14 protein-coding genes are annotated in these 14734 nt (G+C 63.1%); 11 read left to right on the plus strand and 3 right to left on the minus strand.

All coding sequences use genetic code 11. The annotated features are described in order from the left end of the window. Positions 1–32 precede the first annotated feature (32 nt). Positions 33–1538, minus strand: a complete 1506-nt coding sequence (locus tag NKL06_RS21125) for a UxaA family hydrolase (RefSeq protein WP_023692008.1) — start codon at positions 1536–1538, stop codon at positions 33–35. A 257-nt stretch (positions 1539–1795) separates the two neighbouring features. Between NKL06_RS21125 and NKL06_RS21130 the strand changes: the two genes are divergently transcribed. The 5 genes from NKL06_RS21130 to NKL06_RS21150 all read left to right on the plus strand — a co-directional run bounded on the left by NKL06_RS21130 (position 1796) and on the right by NKL06_RS21150 (position 6045). Next, the gene (locus NKL06_RS21130; RefSeq protein WP_023692007.1) at positions 1796–2695 is read left to right on the plus strand and encodes a GntR family transcriptional regulator; all 900 of its coding nucleotides are present in this window, start codon (positions 1796–1798) and stop codon (positions 2693–2695) included. Positions 2696–2813: 118 nt separating this feature from the next. Then, the gene (locus NKL06_RS21135) at positions 2814–3170 is read left to right on the plus strand and encodes a hypothetical protein (protein ID WP_023692006.1); all 357 of its coding nucleotides are present in this window, start codon (positions 2814–2816) and stop codon (positions 3168–3170) included. A 105-nt stretch (positions 3171–3275) separates the two neighbouring features. Next, entirely contained in the window at positions 3276–3815 is a 540-nt protein-coding gene (locus NKL06_RS21140) for a copper chaperone PCu(A)C (RefSeq protein ID WP_023692005.1), read from the plus strand. Between the two features lie 32 nt (positions 3816–3847). Beyond that, positions 3848–4366 (plus strand): YcnI family copper-binding membrane protein, encoded by a 519-nt coding sequence (locus NKL06_RS21145; protein ID WP_023692004.1) that lies wholly within the window; start codon positions 3848–3850, stop codon positions 4364–4366. Positions 4367–4419: 53 nt separating this feature from the next. Beyond that, positions 4420–6045 (plus strand): copper resistance CopC/CopD family protein, encoded by a 1626-nt coding sequence (locus NKL06_RS21150; RefSeq protein WP_023692003.1) that lies wholly within the window; start codon positions 4420–4422, stop codon positions 6043–6045. Positions 6046–6070: 25 nt separating this feature from the next. Here the strand turns inward: NKL06_RS21150 and NKL06_RS21155 are convergent, their stop codons facing one another. Further along, a complete protein-coding gene (locus NKL06_RS21155; RefSeq protein ID WP_023692002.1) occupies positions 6071–6508 on the minus strand; it encodes a VOC family protein in 438 nt (145 codons plus the stop codon). A 206-nt stretch (positions 6509–6714) separates the two neighbouring features. Between NKL06_RS21155 and gnd the strand changes: the two genes are divergently transcribed. After that, positions 6715–8142 carry an NADP-dependent phosphogluconate dehydrogenase gene (gene gnd, locus NKL06_RS21160; RefSeq protein WP_023692001.1) on the plus strand — a complete coding sequence of 476 codons (1428 nt, stop codon included), beginning with the start codon at positions 6715–6717 and terminating at the stop codon, positions 8140–8142. 34 nt (positions 8143–8176) lie between these two features. Here gnd and NKL06_RS21165 read toward each other — a convergent pair whose 3' ends face one another. Then, positions 8177–9220 carry a LacI family transcriptional regulator gene (locus tag NKL06_RS21165; RefSeq protein ID WP_023692000.1) on the minus strand — a complete coding sequence of 348 codons (1044 nt, stop codon included), beginning with the start codon at positions 9218–9220 and terminating at the stop codon, positions 8177–8179. A gap of 391 nt (positions 9221–9611) precedes the next feature. On the opposite strand from NKL06_RS21165, the gene NKL06_RS21170 reads away from it, so the two are divergent. The 5 genes from NKL06_RS21170 to NKL06_RS21190 all read left to right on the plus strand — a co-directional run bounded on the left by NKL06_RS21170 (position 9612) and on the right by NKL06_RS21190 (position 14724). Beyond that, a complete protein-coding gene (locus NKL06_RS21170; protein WP_023691998.1) occupies positions 9612–10850 on the plus strand; it encodes an ABC transporter substrate-binding protein in 1239 nt (412 codons plus the stop codon). 81 nt (positions 10851–10931) lie between these two features. Beyond that, the gene (locus tag NKL06_RS21175; protein ID WP_023683029.1) at positions 10932–11825 is read left to right on the plus strand and encodes a carbohydrate ABC transporter permease; all 894 of its coding nucleotides are present in this window, start codon (positions 10932–10934) and stop codon (positions 11823–11825) included. Beyond that, a complete protein-coding gene (locus NKL06_RS21180; RefSeq protein WP_023669802.1) occupies positions 11818–12753 on the plus strand; it encodes a carbohydrate ABC transporter permease in 936 nt (311 codons plus the stop codon). The genes NKL06_RS21175 and NKL06_RS21180 overlap by 8 nt, the downstream gene beginning before the upstream one ends. Positions 12754–12758: 5 nt before the next feature. Then, on the plus strand, positions 12759–13859 hold the full coding sequence (locus NKL06_RS21185; RefSeq protein ID WP_023686606.1) for an ABC transporter ATP-binding protein: 1101 nt from the start codon (positions 12759–12761) through the stop codon (positions 13857–13859). 118 nt (positions 13860–13977) lie between these two features. Beyond that, positions 13978–14724, plus strand: a complete 747-nt coding sequence (locus NKL06_RS21190) for a sugar phosphate isomerase/epimerase family protein (RefSeq protein ID WP_023691997.1) — start codon at positions 13978–13980, stop codon at positions 14722–14724. Positions 14725–14734: the final 10 nt, after the last annotated feature.

The following is a 14734-nucleotide window of genomic DNA, read 5'->3' on the forward strand; positions in this document are numbered from 1 at the left end:
CCGTCGTTGCAGCCCGCTTTTTTCGTCGGTGGTTAGAGCGTCGCGCCGAGGTGCCACGGCACGAACTCGTTGTCGCCGTAGCCGAACGCCTCGCTCTTGGTCTTGCGGCCCGATGCCGTCTCGACGATGAGCTCAAAGAGTTCCCGGCCCATGCCGGCGATGGTCTTTTCACCCGAAGCAATGACGCCGCAATTGACGTCCATGTCCTCTTCCATCTGGTGGTACATGGTCGAGTTGGTGGCGACCTTGATCGACGGCGTCGGCCGGCAGCCGAAGCAGGAGCCGCGGCCGGTGGTGAAGACGATGATGTTGGCGCCGCCCGCCACCTGACCGGTCGCCGAGACCGGGTCGTAACCGGGCGTGTCCATGAACACCAGGCCACTGCCGGTGACCTTTTCGGCATAACTGAAGACGCCGTTGAGCGGAGTCTGGCCGCCTTTGGCCACGGCGCCCAGCGACTTTTCCAGGATGGTGGTCAGGCCGCCGCGCTTGTTGCCGGGCGAGGGGTTGTTGTCGATCGAGGCGCCGTGCTTGGCGACGTGGTCTTCCCACCATTTGACGAAACCGTCGAGCTTCTTGGCGATCTCCGGCGTTGCCGCGCGATAGGCGAGCAGATGTTCGGCGCCATAGATCTCCGTCGTCTCCGACAGGATGCCGATGCCGCCGACGCCGGCCAGGATGTCGACCGCTGCTCCCAGCGCGGGATTGGCGGTGATGCCCGACATGCCGTCGGAACCGCCGCATTGCAGGCCAACGACGATCTCCGAGACGGGGATCGGCTCGCGCTGATACTGGCCGACTTCCTCGGCGATTTCGGCGAGCACGCCCATCGCCTTTTCGACCGATTTGCGCGAACCGCCGGCGTCCTGGATGTTGAAATGGCGTTTTCCCGCCGCCGCACCCTTCTGGCCGTAAAGGGTGAGCTGGTTGACCTCGCAGCCGAGGCCGACCATCAGCGCGCCACCGAAATTCGGGTGGCGGGTGTAGCCGGCGAGCGTGCGGTGCAGCACCATCATGCCGTCGCCGGTGCCGCTCATGCCGCAGCCCTGGCCATGGACGATCGGGACGAAGCCGTCGATCCCCGGATATTTCGCCAACAGCACGCGGTTGGCCTCGTCGGCAATGGCGTGGCACACGGTGGCCGAGCAATTGACGCTGGCGATGATGCCGATGAAGTTGCGCGTGCCGGCACGGCCATCGGCGCGACGATAGCCCATGAATGTCCGGGCGCGGTCAGCTTCGGTGGCATGCTCCGCTTCGCTCGGCGGCACCACCGGCAGACGGCCGGACTCGAAGACCAGATTGTGCGAATGGACGTGGTCGCCGGGCGCGATGTCCTGGGTGGCGCGGCCGATGGCCTGGGCATACTTGACCACCGCCTCGCCGGCGGCGATAGGCTTGATCGCCACCTTGTGGCCGGGCTCGATCAAGGCCGTGGCGACGGCGCCGCCGGGCAGAGGGGTGCCGATCTCGATGCGGCCATTGGCGACCGCGACATTGTCGGCGGGGGACAGAAGAATGCTGTTCGAGGCGTTCACGGGCAGTTTCCTGGGTCTGTTCCTGGGGATGCGCGGATTGACACGCGTCTGTTTACATATAATGTCTTTTATCGTGAAAAAACATTTGTGCGTCAATTGTTTTTTCAGGAGGAGACCATGCGTCCGATGGACGCTTGGCTTGTGGGGAGCGGCGTCTGACACGCAGAGCGTTTGCTCTGCCGGGGTCAGCGCCAGGACATATGTGATATCGCGCTTCAAGCCAGCCACAGCAAGCGCCGGCGCGCAACGGGGCAGGGATGTCGAAGAGCAACAACGTCTACAAGGACGCTTACAACAGGGGTCTGCGGCTGCTCGATGAAACGCAGAGCCTGCCGTCGGAGCCGGAACTGGGCACTTTGCTCGGCGTCAGCCGGACCACCGTGCGCACCATTCTGGCGCGCATGGAAGAGACCGGGCTGATCGCGTGGAACAAACGCAGCAAGACAGTGCTCAGGGCGCCGAAGCCGGATGATTTCTTCCCCGAGGAGGAGACAGACACACTGGCCCAGATCATCGAGCGGTCGTTTATGCGCAGATTGCTGGCTGGCGGCGCCGAGGCCGGCATGCAGATCAACGAGCTCGAACTGGCGCGCGAGATCGGCGTCGGCACCACCAGCGTGCGCGAGTTCCTCATCCGCTTCTCCCGCTTCGGCCTGATCGAGAAGCGGCGCAACAGCCACTGGGTGCTGAAGGGGTTTACGCGAGCCTTCGCGCTCGAACTCACTGAAATCCGCGAGATGTTCGAGATACGCTCGGCGGCGGCCTTTGCCGCCTTGCCTGGGGATAGTCCGGTCTGGGCGGATCTCGACCGGCTGGAAGACGAGCACCGGCTTCTGGCCAGCGAAATCGCCATCCGCTTCAACGAATTCTCGGAGCTAGACGAGCGCTTCCACCGGCTGATCCACCGGGCGTCGCACAACCGCTTCATCGTCGATTTCTACGACGTCATCGCCATGATCTTTCACTACCACTACCAGTGGAACAAGGCGCAGGAGCGCGAGCGCAACGAAGTCGCGGTGAGCGAGCATCTCGCCTACATCGCGGCGCTGAAATCGCGCGATCTCGGCAAGGTCGACGCCGCCTGCCGCAAGCATCTGAAGTCGGCACGCCACACGCTGTTGACGTCGATCCCGGAAATCGGTCGGATTGCTTCTTAACGCGCCGCGTTGCCGCAGCGATGATTTGGCGATTTTCCGGCCGCGTGACGCATGCTAGGTATCCGCCGTTGCTGCGTGAAGAGGCAGATCCTTGAACTTCGGGCGTAAGAGATGGAGCATGATGGCCGCGTTTGTCGCGACCTGTGTGCTGCTGCTCCAGTCGACGCTCGGCGTGTTTGCCTTCGGCATTGCGCCGGATGCCTCGCAACTCGACGTTTTCGGCAACGTCATCTGTACACATGAGGGGGCGGTCCAGCTTCCCGGCGGCGATCCGCACCAGCCGCACATGCCGGCATGCTGCATGCTCGGCTACAGCATGGCCTCCGTCGCCTATGCGCCGCCAGCAGGCGTCGGCGTGGCGCCGGTGAGCCTGTCTTTTGAAACAGTCGCGTTTCTTCCGCCGGCAGTCAGGCATCCCGACGTTACGCGTGAGCGCTCTCCGGCCAATCCGCGCGCCCCGCCGCTTGCGGGCTGAAAAACCGCCGCTCGCTTGGCGTAACCCGCGCGGGCGATAATCATCCAATGATAAACTCGTTCGCAGCCGGACAAAGGCGCGACCTCATATTCATGGAGCCTACCCATGTCCCGTTTTCTTCGTGCCGGCGCGTTGCACCGCAGCACCCGTTTATTCAGCACTATCGAGCAGCGTCTCGGCAGCGCCCTGTTCGCCTTTGCACTGTTGTTCGTCGGCGCCCATTCCGTCCTTGCGCATGAGTTCAAGGCCGGTGACATCGAGATCGAGCATCCCTGGTCCCGTGCCACGCCAGCCGGCGCCAAGGTTGCCGGCGGCTATTTCACCATCGTCAACAAGGGCAGCGCACCAGACCGGCTGCTGTCGATTTCCTCCGACATTTCGGGCAAGGCCGAACTGCATGAAATGGGGGTGAAGGATGGCGTCATGACCATGCGCCCGGTCAGTGGCGGCCTGGACATTCCGGCGGGCGGCAAGATCACGCTGGGTCCTGGCGCCTACCACGTGATGTTCATGGATTTGAAGCAGCCGCCTAAAGAAGGCCAGATGTTTGCCGCCACGCTGACTTTCGAGAAGGCCGGAACCGTGACCGTCGAGTTTGCCGTGCAAGCCATAGGCAGCGCGCCACCCCTCGAAGACAACGACTGACCAATCAATTTGCCATTTCTAGAGGGACCATCATGAACAAGTATCTTTTGCCGGCCGCTGCATTCCTTGTCCTGGGGACAAGCGCTGCCTTCGGCCATATCACGCTCGAAACCCAGGAGGTTGCGGTCGGTTCGACCTACAAGGCCGTGCTGCGCGTGCCGCATGGCTGCGACGGCAAGGCGACGATTGCCGTGCGCGTGCAGATCCCGGAAGGGGTGATCGGGGTGAAGCCGATGCCCAAGCCGGGCTGGACGCTGCAGGTCAAGAAAGGCAAGTACGAGAAATCCTACCAGCTCTATGGCGAGGCGGTGACCTCGGGCGTCAAGGAAGTCGACTGGAGCGGCGGCAGCCTGCCGGATGAATTTTATGACGAGTTCGTCTTCCGCGGCACGTTGGCCGCCGATCTGCCGGCCGGGCAAAAACTCTATTTTCCGGTGGTGCAGGAATGCGATGGCGCCACCACGCGTTGGATAGAGATTCCGGCGGCTGGTCAGGATGAGGATGCGCTGGAAGATCCGGCGCCCGGCCTCAACCTGCTGCCCAAGAAATGATGCATTGGCGGCGCGCTGCTTCGAAGCGGCGCGCCACTGTTTTGGTGGATGGCATGAACGTGGCCTGTTTCCAGCGGATGGAACGGACAGCCGGCAGGTGCTTCAGCTTGCTGGCCGCGATCCTGCTGCTTGCCGTCCTTGCCACGCCAAACCAGGCCTTTGCCCATGCGGCGCTGATCAAGGCCGAGCCTGCCGACGGCGCGGTTCTGGAGCGAGCGCCGACGCAATTTTCGCTGACCTTCAGCGAGCCTGTGTCGCCGCTGGTGCTGACCTTGGTGCGGCCCGACGGTACGCCTGTCGCTTTGACCTCGTTTCGGTTGAGCGACCAAACGGTTGAGATCGACAATCCACAAAAGCTCGGGCCGGGCACCCATGTCTTGAGCTGGCGGGTGATTTCCGCCGATGGCCATCCGGTCGGCGGCTCGGTGCTGTTTTCCGTTGGCGCGCCAAGTGCGGCGCCGGCGGTGGGGGAAGCTGTCGATATAGATTTGCGGTCAGCGATCTGGACCGGCAAGGTTCTTCTCTACATCGGGCTTTTCCTCGGCATTGGCGGCGCCTTCGCGCTGACATGGCTGGCGCAAGGCCAGCGCTCAGGCCAGCGCTTCGTCATTGCCGCCATCCTGTGCGGGCTGGTCGCAGCACCCCTGTCGCTCGGGTTCCAGGGGCTGGACGCGCTGGGCGCGCCACTCGCCCGGCTGGCGCAACCGGTGGTCTGGCGGACGGCGCTTGGCACCAGCTTCGGCTGGACGGTGCTGATTTCGCTGGCGGCGCTCGGGCTTGGCCTGCTGTCGTTGGTCGGATCGCGTGCTGGCGCCAGGCCGTTGGCGCTCGCCGGGCTGGCCGGTGTGGGTGCAGCCCTTGCCGCCAGCGGCCATGCCAGTGCAGCCGAACCGCAATGGCTGACGCGGCCTATGGTGTTCCTGCATGGCGCCGGCATCGCTTTCTGGGCTGGAGCATTGCTGCCGCTCGGCCTGGCGTTGAGCAGCCAATCGGTGGAAGCCGGGGCGTTCCTGCGGCGGTTTTCGCGCGCGATCATGCCCGTGGTGGTAGTGCTTGCCGCCGCCGGTGTGGTGCTCGCCATCATCCAGGTGCAGACACCGGCGGCACTGGTCAATACCGCCTATGGCCGGCTGCTGCTGATCAAGCTGGCGCTGCTGGTGTTTCTGTTCACGCTGGCGGCGGTCAATCGATGGCGGCTCACCGCCTTGGCCGAGGCCGGAGCGACGGAAGTGCGGCGACGGCTTAGCCGCTCGATCTCAGTCGAAATGCTGATCGTGCTCCTGATCTTCGGCGTTGCCGCCGGCTGGCGCTTCACGCCGCCGCCACGGGCCCTGGCAATCGCCGCGGCACAACCGACGTCGACCCATATCCACACTATGAAGGCGATGGCCGACATCGACATCACGCCCGGCCATACCGGGGAGGTCACCGCCTCCATCGTCATCATGGATGGCGATTTCGGCCCGCTCGACGCCAAGGAAGTGACGCTGGTGCTGTCCAAGCCCGATTCGGGGATCGAGCCGATCAAGCGTCCGGCGACCAAGCCAGGCGACGGCACCTGGCGCGTCGATAATCTCGTCATTCCGATTCCAGGCCGCTGGACGGCGCGGCTCGATATTCTGGTTTCGGATTTCGAAGTGGTAAAGATCGAAGCGCCGATCGATATCCGCGCCGAGTGATATTCAGCCCGCCTGCGAAGGGCGCTCAGCCGAGTTCCTGGGCTAACCCGATAAGATGCCCTTCCGGCCCGCGGATGTAGCAGAGCCGATACACGTCCTGGTAACGGACGACTTCACCGGCCAGCTGCGCGCCACGCTTGCGGAGCCTTTCAAGCGTGTCGTCGATGTCGTCCACGGTAAACATGACGCGCAGGTAGCCCAGGGCATTGACCGGGGCGTTGCGGTGATCGGCGACGACCGTCGGCGTGAGGAAGCGGGAGAGCTCGAGCCGGCTATGGCCATCCGGTGTGCGCATCATGGCAATCTCGACGTGCTGATCGCCGAGCCCGGTGACACGTCCGGCCCACTCGCCTTCGATCGTCGCCCGCCCTTCCAGTTCGAGGCCGAGCTCGCGAAAGAAGGCAATCGTCTCGTCGAGGTCATCGACGACGATTCCGACATTGTCCATCCGTTTGACTGCCATAAGTTCAACCTAACGTCATATGTTCGATCGGCAAGGCGTCGCCTGGTCACCAACTGGCCCTTCCTGACTCGGTCTGACACAACGCAGACGCAACACAATTCGGCGAGGCGGTTGACGTGGCGCGAAAGGCCCGTCAATCATCTCGCCGAAAAATGGGCATCCCGAAAAACGCGGCCTCAACAAAATCCGAAAGCAGGGAAGAAACGATGGAAAAAGCCGAAATAGGCCTGATCGGCCTTGGCACAATGGGCTCCAACCTCGCGCTCAACATTGCCGAGCACGGGCACCGCATCGCCGTCTTCAACCGCACCAAGGCGCGCACCGATGCCTTCCTCGAAGGCGCCGGTTCGCTCAGGGACATGGTGGTGCCCTGCTACAGCCTGGAGGAACTGGCAGCTGCGATCAAGCCGCCGCGCCCGGTCATCATCATGGTGCTGGCCGGCAAGCCGGTCGACGAACAGATCGAAGCGCTGCGCGGCGTGTTGTCTGACAACGATATCGTCATCGATGCCGGCAACGCCAATTTCCGCGATACGATGCGGCGCTTTTCGGAACTGTCGGGCTCAGGTCTCACCTTCATAGGCATGGGCGTATCCGGCGGCGAGGAAGGCGCGCGCCATGGACCGTCGATCATGGTCGGCGGCACCGAAGACTCCTGGAAGCGCGTCGAACGCGTGCTGACCGCGATCTCGGCTAAGTTCAAGGATGAACCGTGCGCTGCCTGGCTTGGCACAGACGGCGCCGGGCATTTCGTGAAAACCATCCACAACGGCATCGAATATGCCGACATGCAGATGATCGCCGAGATCTACGGCATCCTGCGTGACGGTCTCGGCATGGGGCCGAAGGAGATCGGCAAGGTCTTCGAGGACTGGAACAAGGGCCGGCTCGATTCGTATCTGATCGAGATCACCGCCAAGGTGCTGGCCGCCGACGATGCAAAGACCGGCAAGCCGGTGGTCGACATCATCCTCGACCGTGCCGGCCAGAAGGGCACCGGCAAATGGTCTGTCATCGAGGCGCAGCAGCTCGGCATTCCGGCGACGGCCATCGAGGCGGCGGTGGCGGCCCGCGTGCTGTCCTCGATCAAGGATGAGCGGCAGGCGGCCGAAAAAGCCTATGGCAATATCGGCGTCATCAAGATCTCCGGCGACAAGGCGGCACTTCTGAAAGACCTGGAGCTGGCGCTGCTCGCCGGCAAGATCGCCGCCTATGCACAAGGTTTCGCGGTGATGAGCGCCGCCTCGAAGGAGTTCAACTGGAACTTGCCGATGCCGACCATCGCCAAGATCTGGCGTGCCGGCTGTATCATCCGCTCGCAGATGCTCGACACCATGGCGGAAGCCTTCGGCTCGGGCGGCGCGTCCACCAACCTTTTGATGGCGCCGGCTTTCACCACCATGATGCAGGAGGCGCATCCGTCGCTCCGGCGCATCGTCGCAAGAGCGTCGGAGGCCGGTTCGCCCGTGCCGGCGCTGGCGTCGGCGCTTGCCTATTTCGACAGCTACCGCCAGGGCCGCGGCACCTCGAACCTGATCCAGGCGCAGCGCGATTTCTTCGGCGCGCATGGTTTCGAGCGCATCGGCGAGCAGGGGGCTTTCCATGGCCCATGGGGCAGCGGCGCTGCCGGCTAGGGTCAGGTGAGGCGGACCTCTCAGGTCGTGCCAGTCAGCCCTGATACGCGACGACGTCGCCTGGCTTGACTACAGTCTGCAAAGAGCCAGGTGCCGCGCCGCCTATCCAGCCCAGCACGGCGCGGGCAAGCTCGGTGCCGGCGAGGCGGAAGTCTTCGTTGACGATCAGCAACTCCCGGCGGAACAGATGCAGCAGTTCCGACGATTGCTTGGACACGACATCGACGTCGCGGCCGAGTTTCAGGCCGGCATCCTCGATGCCGGCGACGATTGCCAGCGTCGCTGCGGCGGCGCTGCTGACGAAACCGTCCGGCCTGACGTCGCGGCGCATCAACTGCGCGGTCCGCGTCCTGATCTGATCGATCGACTGGTCGATCGAAACGGCGTTGAACGGCACTTCGCTGGCGTCGACCTCGCTCAGTGCGTCGGCAAAGCCATTGACCGTGTGGTCGTAATAGGTGAGCCCGACCGGCGGCGCTACCAGCGCCAGCCGGCGCCGGCCGACGCCGGCCAGATGGCGCACCGCTTCGGCGGCGAAGGCGTAATTGTCGAAGTCGTGATAGGGGTGGACAAGCCCCATGTCGGTGCGGCCATGCGTGGCAAAGGGTATGCCGCGCTCCAGCATGTAGCGGGCGCGCGGATCGTTGGGCTGCGTGCGTGAGATGATGACGCCATCGGCCGAGCCGGACTCGACCAGATACTTTACCGGGTCCAGCGGATCCTGCGAGCGCGAGTAGGGCGTGACGATCAGGTGATAGGGCGTGTCGGCAATGACCTCCGAGACGCCGTAGATGATGTCCGAGACAAAGCTCATGATCTCGCGCTCGGTATTGAGCACGAGGCTGATAACATTGGTCTTGCCGGTCCGCAGGCGCACGCCGGCGCGGTTCGGCCGGTAGCCGATCTGCCTGGCGACGAGTTGAACCCGCCGCCTGGTCTCGGCGCCGATCTCGGGTGCATCCTTGAGTGCGCGCGAGACGGTGGTGACGCCGAGCCCCGTCATGAAGGCAAGCGTTTTCAGCGTCGGCCGCTCATGCGCCGACGCCTCGTCGTCCTTCTCCGTCTGGTCCCTGTCCATTCGTCCCGCCCCGTCAGGCGCATAGCAGCCGCCGGACCAGCCGACAATCGCTTCGATGACGATGTGGCACGGTTCTTCGCCGTCAGGCCTCAATATACTGAAACGTTGCAGATTTCCAACATCGCAGCGCGTGGGTCTCTCAAGCCATGGTTTTGGCAGGGTTTGGCGGCCAGAAACGTTGCGCGACCATCAGGTTCGAGACGGTTTTCTTGCGCTGCAGCATGATTTTGCAGCGCAGCACCCGGTTTTGCGCGGAGTTTGCCGGTTTGCACGCAACGAATTTGTTCGCGCCTCGAAAAAACATTCGAGCGCGTTTATCTCAGGGGTTGCACGCTCCGCATAATTGCCGTATCGAAAATCTGTAACGTTTCAGATTCTGGGAGGAACCGAAATGCGCTATAGACTTTTGACCGCTGCCTTTGCCGCGACGGCCGCGCTTCAGCTTGCCGGCCCGGCGGCCGCCACCGACCTGGAAGTGACCCATTGGTGGACGTCGGGCGGCGAGGCGGCGGCGGTTGCGGAATTCGCGAAGGCTTTTGACGCGACCGGCAATCACTGGGTCGACGGCGCCATTGCCGGATCCGGCGGCACGGCACGGCCGATCATGATCAGCCGCATCACCGGCGGCGATCCGATGGGCGCCACCCAGTTCAATCACGGCCGGCAGGCCGAAGAACTGGTGCAGGCCGGCCTGATGCGCGACCTCACCGATGTCGCCACCAAGGGCAAGTGGACGGAAATCGTGCGGCCGAAGAGCCTGCTCGACAGCTGCACCATAGACGGCAAGATCTATTGCGTGCCGGTCAATATCCACTCCTGGCAGTGGTTGTGGCTGTCGAACGAAGCCTTCGAGAAGGCCGGCGTGCCGCTGCCGAAGGACTGGAATGAATTCGTGGCGGCAGCGCCCGCCCTGGAAAAGGCGGGCATCATCCCGCTCGCTGTCGGCGGACAGGCCTGGCAATCTTCCGGCGCCTTCGACGTGCTGCTGGCGGCGGTCGGCGGCACCGACGCGTTCCTCAAGGTCTACAAGGACAAGGATGCCAAGTTCGCCGCCGGGCCCGAGATCGCCAAGGTCTTCAAGGCCGCCGACGATGCCCGCAAGATGGCGAAGAACACCAATGTGCAGGACTGGAACCAGGCAACCAATCTCGTCATCACCGGCAAGGCCGGTGGCCAGATCATGGGTGACTGGGCGCAAGGCGAGTTCCAGGTTGCCGGCAAGGTCGCCGGCAAGGACTATGCCTGCCTGCCGGGCCTCGGTCTGAACGAAGTGATCGCCACCGGCGGCGACGCCTTCTATTTCCCGCTGCTCAAGGATGCCGACAAGTCCAAGGCGCAGGAGGTGTTGGCAGAGACGCTGCTCGACCCTAAGACTCAGGTCGCCTTCAATCTCAAGAAGGGCTCGCTGCCGGTGCGCGGTGACGTCGATCTCAATGCGGCGAACGACTGCATGAAGAAGGGTCTGGCGATCCTCGCCAAGGGCGCCGTCATCCCGTGGACGGACCAACTCCTTTCGCAGGATACCCAGAAGCAGAAGGAAGATCTCTTCGCCGAATTCTTCGCCAAGCCGGACCTGACCATCGAAGACGCGCAGAAGCGCTTTGCCGACCTCATCGCTTCGGCAGACTGACGTTGGAGGCAATACACCTCGATCCCGGCCTTGCGAAAGCAGGGCCGGGATCGCACCGCCCTTACCCAGCCGGCTGACGAGATGAGCAAGAGCGAACGCCCCAACCCGCTGTTCCGCAACATCAATGCGAAGGTCGCCTCGATCCCGATGATCCTCACCGCGTCGGTGGTTTTCGTCGGCGGCACCGTCTGGACGGTGTTCTATTCCTTTACCAATTCGAAGCTGCTGCCACGGCTGAATTTCGCCGGGCTCGACCAGTATTACCGGCTGTGGGCGACGCCGCGCTGGCTGATCTCGATCGAGAACCTTTTGATCTACGGCGCGATCTCGCTCGTGTTCTCACTGGTCATCGGCTTCCTGCTTGCAGCGCTTCTCGACCAGAAGATCCGTTTCGAGGACACGTTCCGCACCATCTTCCTCTATCCGTTCGCGCTTTCCTTCATCGTCACCGGCCTGGTCTGGCAGTGGCTGCTCAATCCGGATTTCGGCATCCAACATGTGGTGCGGGACCTCGGCTGGACGAGCTTCAACTTCGACCCGCTCTACAATTCCAGCATCGTCATCTACGGCATTTCGATTGCGGCGCTGTGGCAAGGCACCGGGCTCATCATGTGCCTGATGCTGGCCGGCCTGCGCGGCATCGACGAGGACATCTGGAAGGCAGCGCGGGTAGACGGGATCCCGATGTGGAAGACCTATCTGTTCATCGTCATCCCGATGATGCGGCCGGTTTTCATCACCACGCTGGTCATCATCGCGTCGGGCATCGTCAAGGTCTACGACCTCGTTGTCGCCCAGACCAGCGGCGGCCCCGGAATCGCCTCCGAAGTGCCGGCCAAATATGTCTATGACTACATGTTCTTCGCACAGAATCTTGGCCAGGGCTTTGCCGCCTCGACCATGATGCTGCTCTCGGTGGTGATCGTCGTCGTGCCGTGGGCCTACCTTGAATTTGGAGGCAGGAAGCGTGGCTGACCCGGCCGTCCCTTTGCCCGCCAGCGCGGGTGCCGCCGAGCGCGAAGCCTCCGGGCCGCGCGGGCCGAAGCCGCGGCATGTCTTCTCGCGCCGCAATATCTTCCTCTATGGCACGCTGATCGTGGTGGCGGTCTACTATCTGCTGCCGCTCTACGTGATGGTCGTAACCTCGCTCAAGGGCATGCCCGAGATACGGATGGGCAATATCTTCTCGCCGCCGCTCGAAATCACGTTCGAACCGTGGGTGAAGGCGTGGGCGACCGCCTGCACCGGCCTGAATTGCGACGGGCTTTCGCGCGGCTTCTGGAATTCGGTGCGCATCACCGTGCCGTCGGTGCTGCTGTCGATCGCGATCGCCTCGGTGAACGGCTATGCGCTCGCCAACTGGCGCTTCAAGGGCGCCGACACATTCTTCGTCATCCTGATCGTCGGCGCCTTCATCCCCTATCAGGTGATGATCTATCCGATCGTCATCATCCTGCGCGAGATCGGCCTCTACGGCAGCCTCAGCGGCCTGGTGATCGTCCATTCCATCTTCGGCATGCCGATCCTCACGCTTTTGTTCCGCAACTATTTTGCCTCGATGCCGGAAGAGCTGTTCAGGGCGGCACGGGTCGACGGCGCCGGCTTCTGGGGCATCTTCCTGCGGATCATGGCGCCGATGTCGCTGCCGATCTTCGTCGTCGCCATCATCCTGCAGGTGACCGGCATCTGGAACGACTTCCTGTTCGGCGTCGTCTACACCCGCCCCGACACCTATCCGATGACGGTGCAGCTCAACAACATCGTCAATTCGGTGCAAGGCGTGAAGGAGTACAACGTCAACATGGCCGCCACCATCCTGACCGGCCTTGTGCCACTCATCGTCTACTTCATTTCCGGCAAGCTTTTCGTGCGCGGCATCGCCGCCGGTGCGGTGAAAGGGTGATGGCGATGACGGCAGCCAACGGCACCAGCGTTTCGATCCAGGACCTGTCCCTGAATTTCGGCTCTGTATCGGTGCTGCAGACCCTCAATCTCGAGGTCGCAGAGGGCGAGTTCATCGTGCTGCTCGGTCCCTCGGGCTGCGGCAAGTCGACCTTGCTCAACTGCATCGCCGGGCTGCTCGATATTTCCGAAGGCCGCATCTTCATCAAGGGCAAGAACGTCACCTGGGAAGAGCCCAAGGATCGCGGCATCGGCATGGTGTTCCAGTCCTATGCGCTCTATCCGCAAATGACGGTGGAGAAGAACCTGTCGTTCGGCCTGCGCGTTGCCGGCGTGCCCAGGGATGAGATCGCCAAGCGCATCGCCCGCGCCGCCGAGATCCTGCAGATCGAGCCGCTTTTGCAGCGCAAGCCCGCGGCCTTGTCAGGCGGCCAACGCCAGCGCGTGGCGATCGGGCGGGCGCTGGTGCGCGACGTCGACGTCTTCCTGTTCGACGAGCCACTATCCAATCTCGACGCCAAGCTGCGCTCGGAACTGCGCGTCGAAATCAAGCTTCTGCATCGCAAGCTGCAGAACACCATGATCTACGTCACCCACGACCAGATCGAGGCGATGACGCTGGCCGACCGTATCGCGGTCATGCGCGGCGGCGTCATCCAGCAGCTCGACGCGCCGCAGACGATCTACAACCGGCCGGTCAACCGTTTTGTCGCGGGCTTCCTCGGCTCGCCGGCGATGAATTTCCTCGAAGGGGAGCTGGAAGCCGGTGCTGCTCCGGCGTTCAGGACCGACGGTGTTTCGGTGCCGCTCGACCGCTATACCTTTGACGGCACGGAGCGCCCGGCCGGCGCTTGCGTGCTGGGCATCCGGCCTGAACACATCGCTTTCGGTGACGCTGCAAAGTCGATGCCGTTTTCCGCCGGCGGTTCGGTCGAGATCGTCGAGCCGATGGGTTCCGACACGCTGGTGTGGACCAAGCTTGCCGGCCGCAACTTCTCCTTCCGCGTCGAAGCGGAACGGACGCTGCGCAGCGGCGATCCGATCCAGTTCGGTTTCGATCCGGCGCGCGCCTCGCTGTTCGACGCTGCGACCGGCAATCGCCTGTGACCCTCTAGAATCATCCGCAAACCATCCTCCCAAGAACGATCCCCCTAAAACGATCTCGCGAAAACGATCCCCCGAAAACATCCCCAAGCCTTAACCACCCAAGAAACGGACAGAGACGATGAACTGGTCATTCCAACTCTACAGCGCCCGCAATTTCCAGCCGTGGGACGGCATCCTGAAAATGCTTGGTAAGCTCGGCTACAAGGAAGTCGAAGGGTTCGGCGGCGTCTATGACGACCCCAAGGCGTTCCGCGCCGAACTCGACAAGAACGGGCTTTCGATGCCGACCGGACATTTCTCGATCGATGCGCTGGAGAATGATTTCGACGGCGTACGCAAAACAGCCGACGCACTCGGCATCACGCTCGTCATCTGTCCCTATCTGCTGGCCGAGCAGCGGCCGGCCGACGCTGCCGGCTGGCGCGGCTTTGGCGAGCGTCTGGCCAAGGTCGGCGAGACCGCAAAGAAAGCCGGCTACGGCTTTGCCTGGCACAACCATGATTTCGAGTTCAAGACACTCGCCGACGGCTCGGTGCCGCAGGATCACATCCTGTCGGCTGCGCCCGACATCGGCTGGGAGATGGACGTCGCCTGGGTAATCCGCGGCGGCGTTGATCCGCTGCCGTGGATCGAAAAGCACGGCAAGCGCATCAGCGCCGTCCATGTCAAGGACATGGCCAAGTCAGGCGAAGGCCTTGACGAGGACGGCTGGGCGGATGTCGGCCACGGCACCATCGACTGGGCCGGCCTGATCAAGACACTTCGGGCGAAGAGCGCGGCCAAATATTACGTCATGGAACAGGACAACCCCAACGACATCGAGCGCTTCGCCAGCCGCTCGCTCGCATCCGTCAAGGCTTACTAGGAACAATCAT

Origin of the sequence: Mesorhizobium sp. C268A, from assembly GCF_040324475.1 — a bacterium.
Lineage (GTDB): Bacteria > Pseudomonadota > Alphaproteobacteria > Rhizobiales > Rhizobiaceae > Mesorhizobium.

Excerpts from the sequence above, each read along its gene's own strand:
- NKL06_RS21165 (WP_023692000.1), bottom strand. The coding sequence starts at position 9,220 with ATGGACAGGGACCAGACGGAGAAGGACGACGAGGCGTCGGCGCATGAG.
- NKL06_RS21135 (WP_023692006.1), top strand. The coding sequence starts at position 2,814 with ATGATGGCCGCGTTTGTCGCGACCTGTGTGCTGCTGCTCCAGTCGACG.
- NKL06_RS21175 (WP_023683029.1), top strand. The coding sequence starts at position 10,932 with ATGAGCAAGAGCGAACGCCCCAACCCGCTGTTCCGCAACATCAATGCG.
- gnd (WP_023692001.1), top strand. The coding sequence starts at position 6,715 with ATGGAAAAAGCCGAAATAGGCCTGATCGGCCTTGGCACAATGGGCTCC.
- NKL06_RS21170 (WP_023691998.1), top strand. The coding sequence starts at position 9,612 with ATGCGCTATAGACTTTTGACCGCTGCCTTTGCCGCGACGGCCGCGCTT.
- NKL06_RS21150 (WP_023692003.1), top strand. The coding sequence starts at position 4,420 with ATGAACGTGGCCTGTTTCCAGCGGATGGAACGGACAGCCGGCAGGTGC.
- NKL06_RS21190 (WP_023691997.1), top strand. The coding sequence starts at position 13,978 with ATGAACTGGTCATTCCAACTCTACAGCGCCCGCAATTTCCAGCCGTGG.
- NKL06_RS21145 (WP_023692004.1), top strand. The coding sequence starts at position 3,848 with ATGAACAAGTATCTTTTGCCGGCCGCTGCATTCCTTGTCCTGGGGACA.
- NKL06_RS21185 (WP_023686606.1), top strand. The coding sequence starts at position 12,759 with ATGACGGCAGCCAACGGCACCAGCGTTTCGATCCAGGACCTGTCCCTG.
- NKL06_RS21130 (WP_023692007.1), top strand. The coding sequence starts at position 1,796 with ATGTCGAAGAGCAACAACGTCTACAAGGACGCTTACAACAGGGGTCTG.
- NKL06_RS21140 (WP_023692005.1), top strand. The coding sequence starts at position 3,276 with ATGTCCCGTTTTCTTCGTGCCGGCGCGTTGCACCGCAGCACCCGTTTA.
- NKL06_RS21155 (WP_023692002.1), bottom strand. The coding sequence starts at position 6,508 with ATGGCAGTCAAACGGATGGACAATGTCGGAATCGTCGTCGATGACCTC.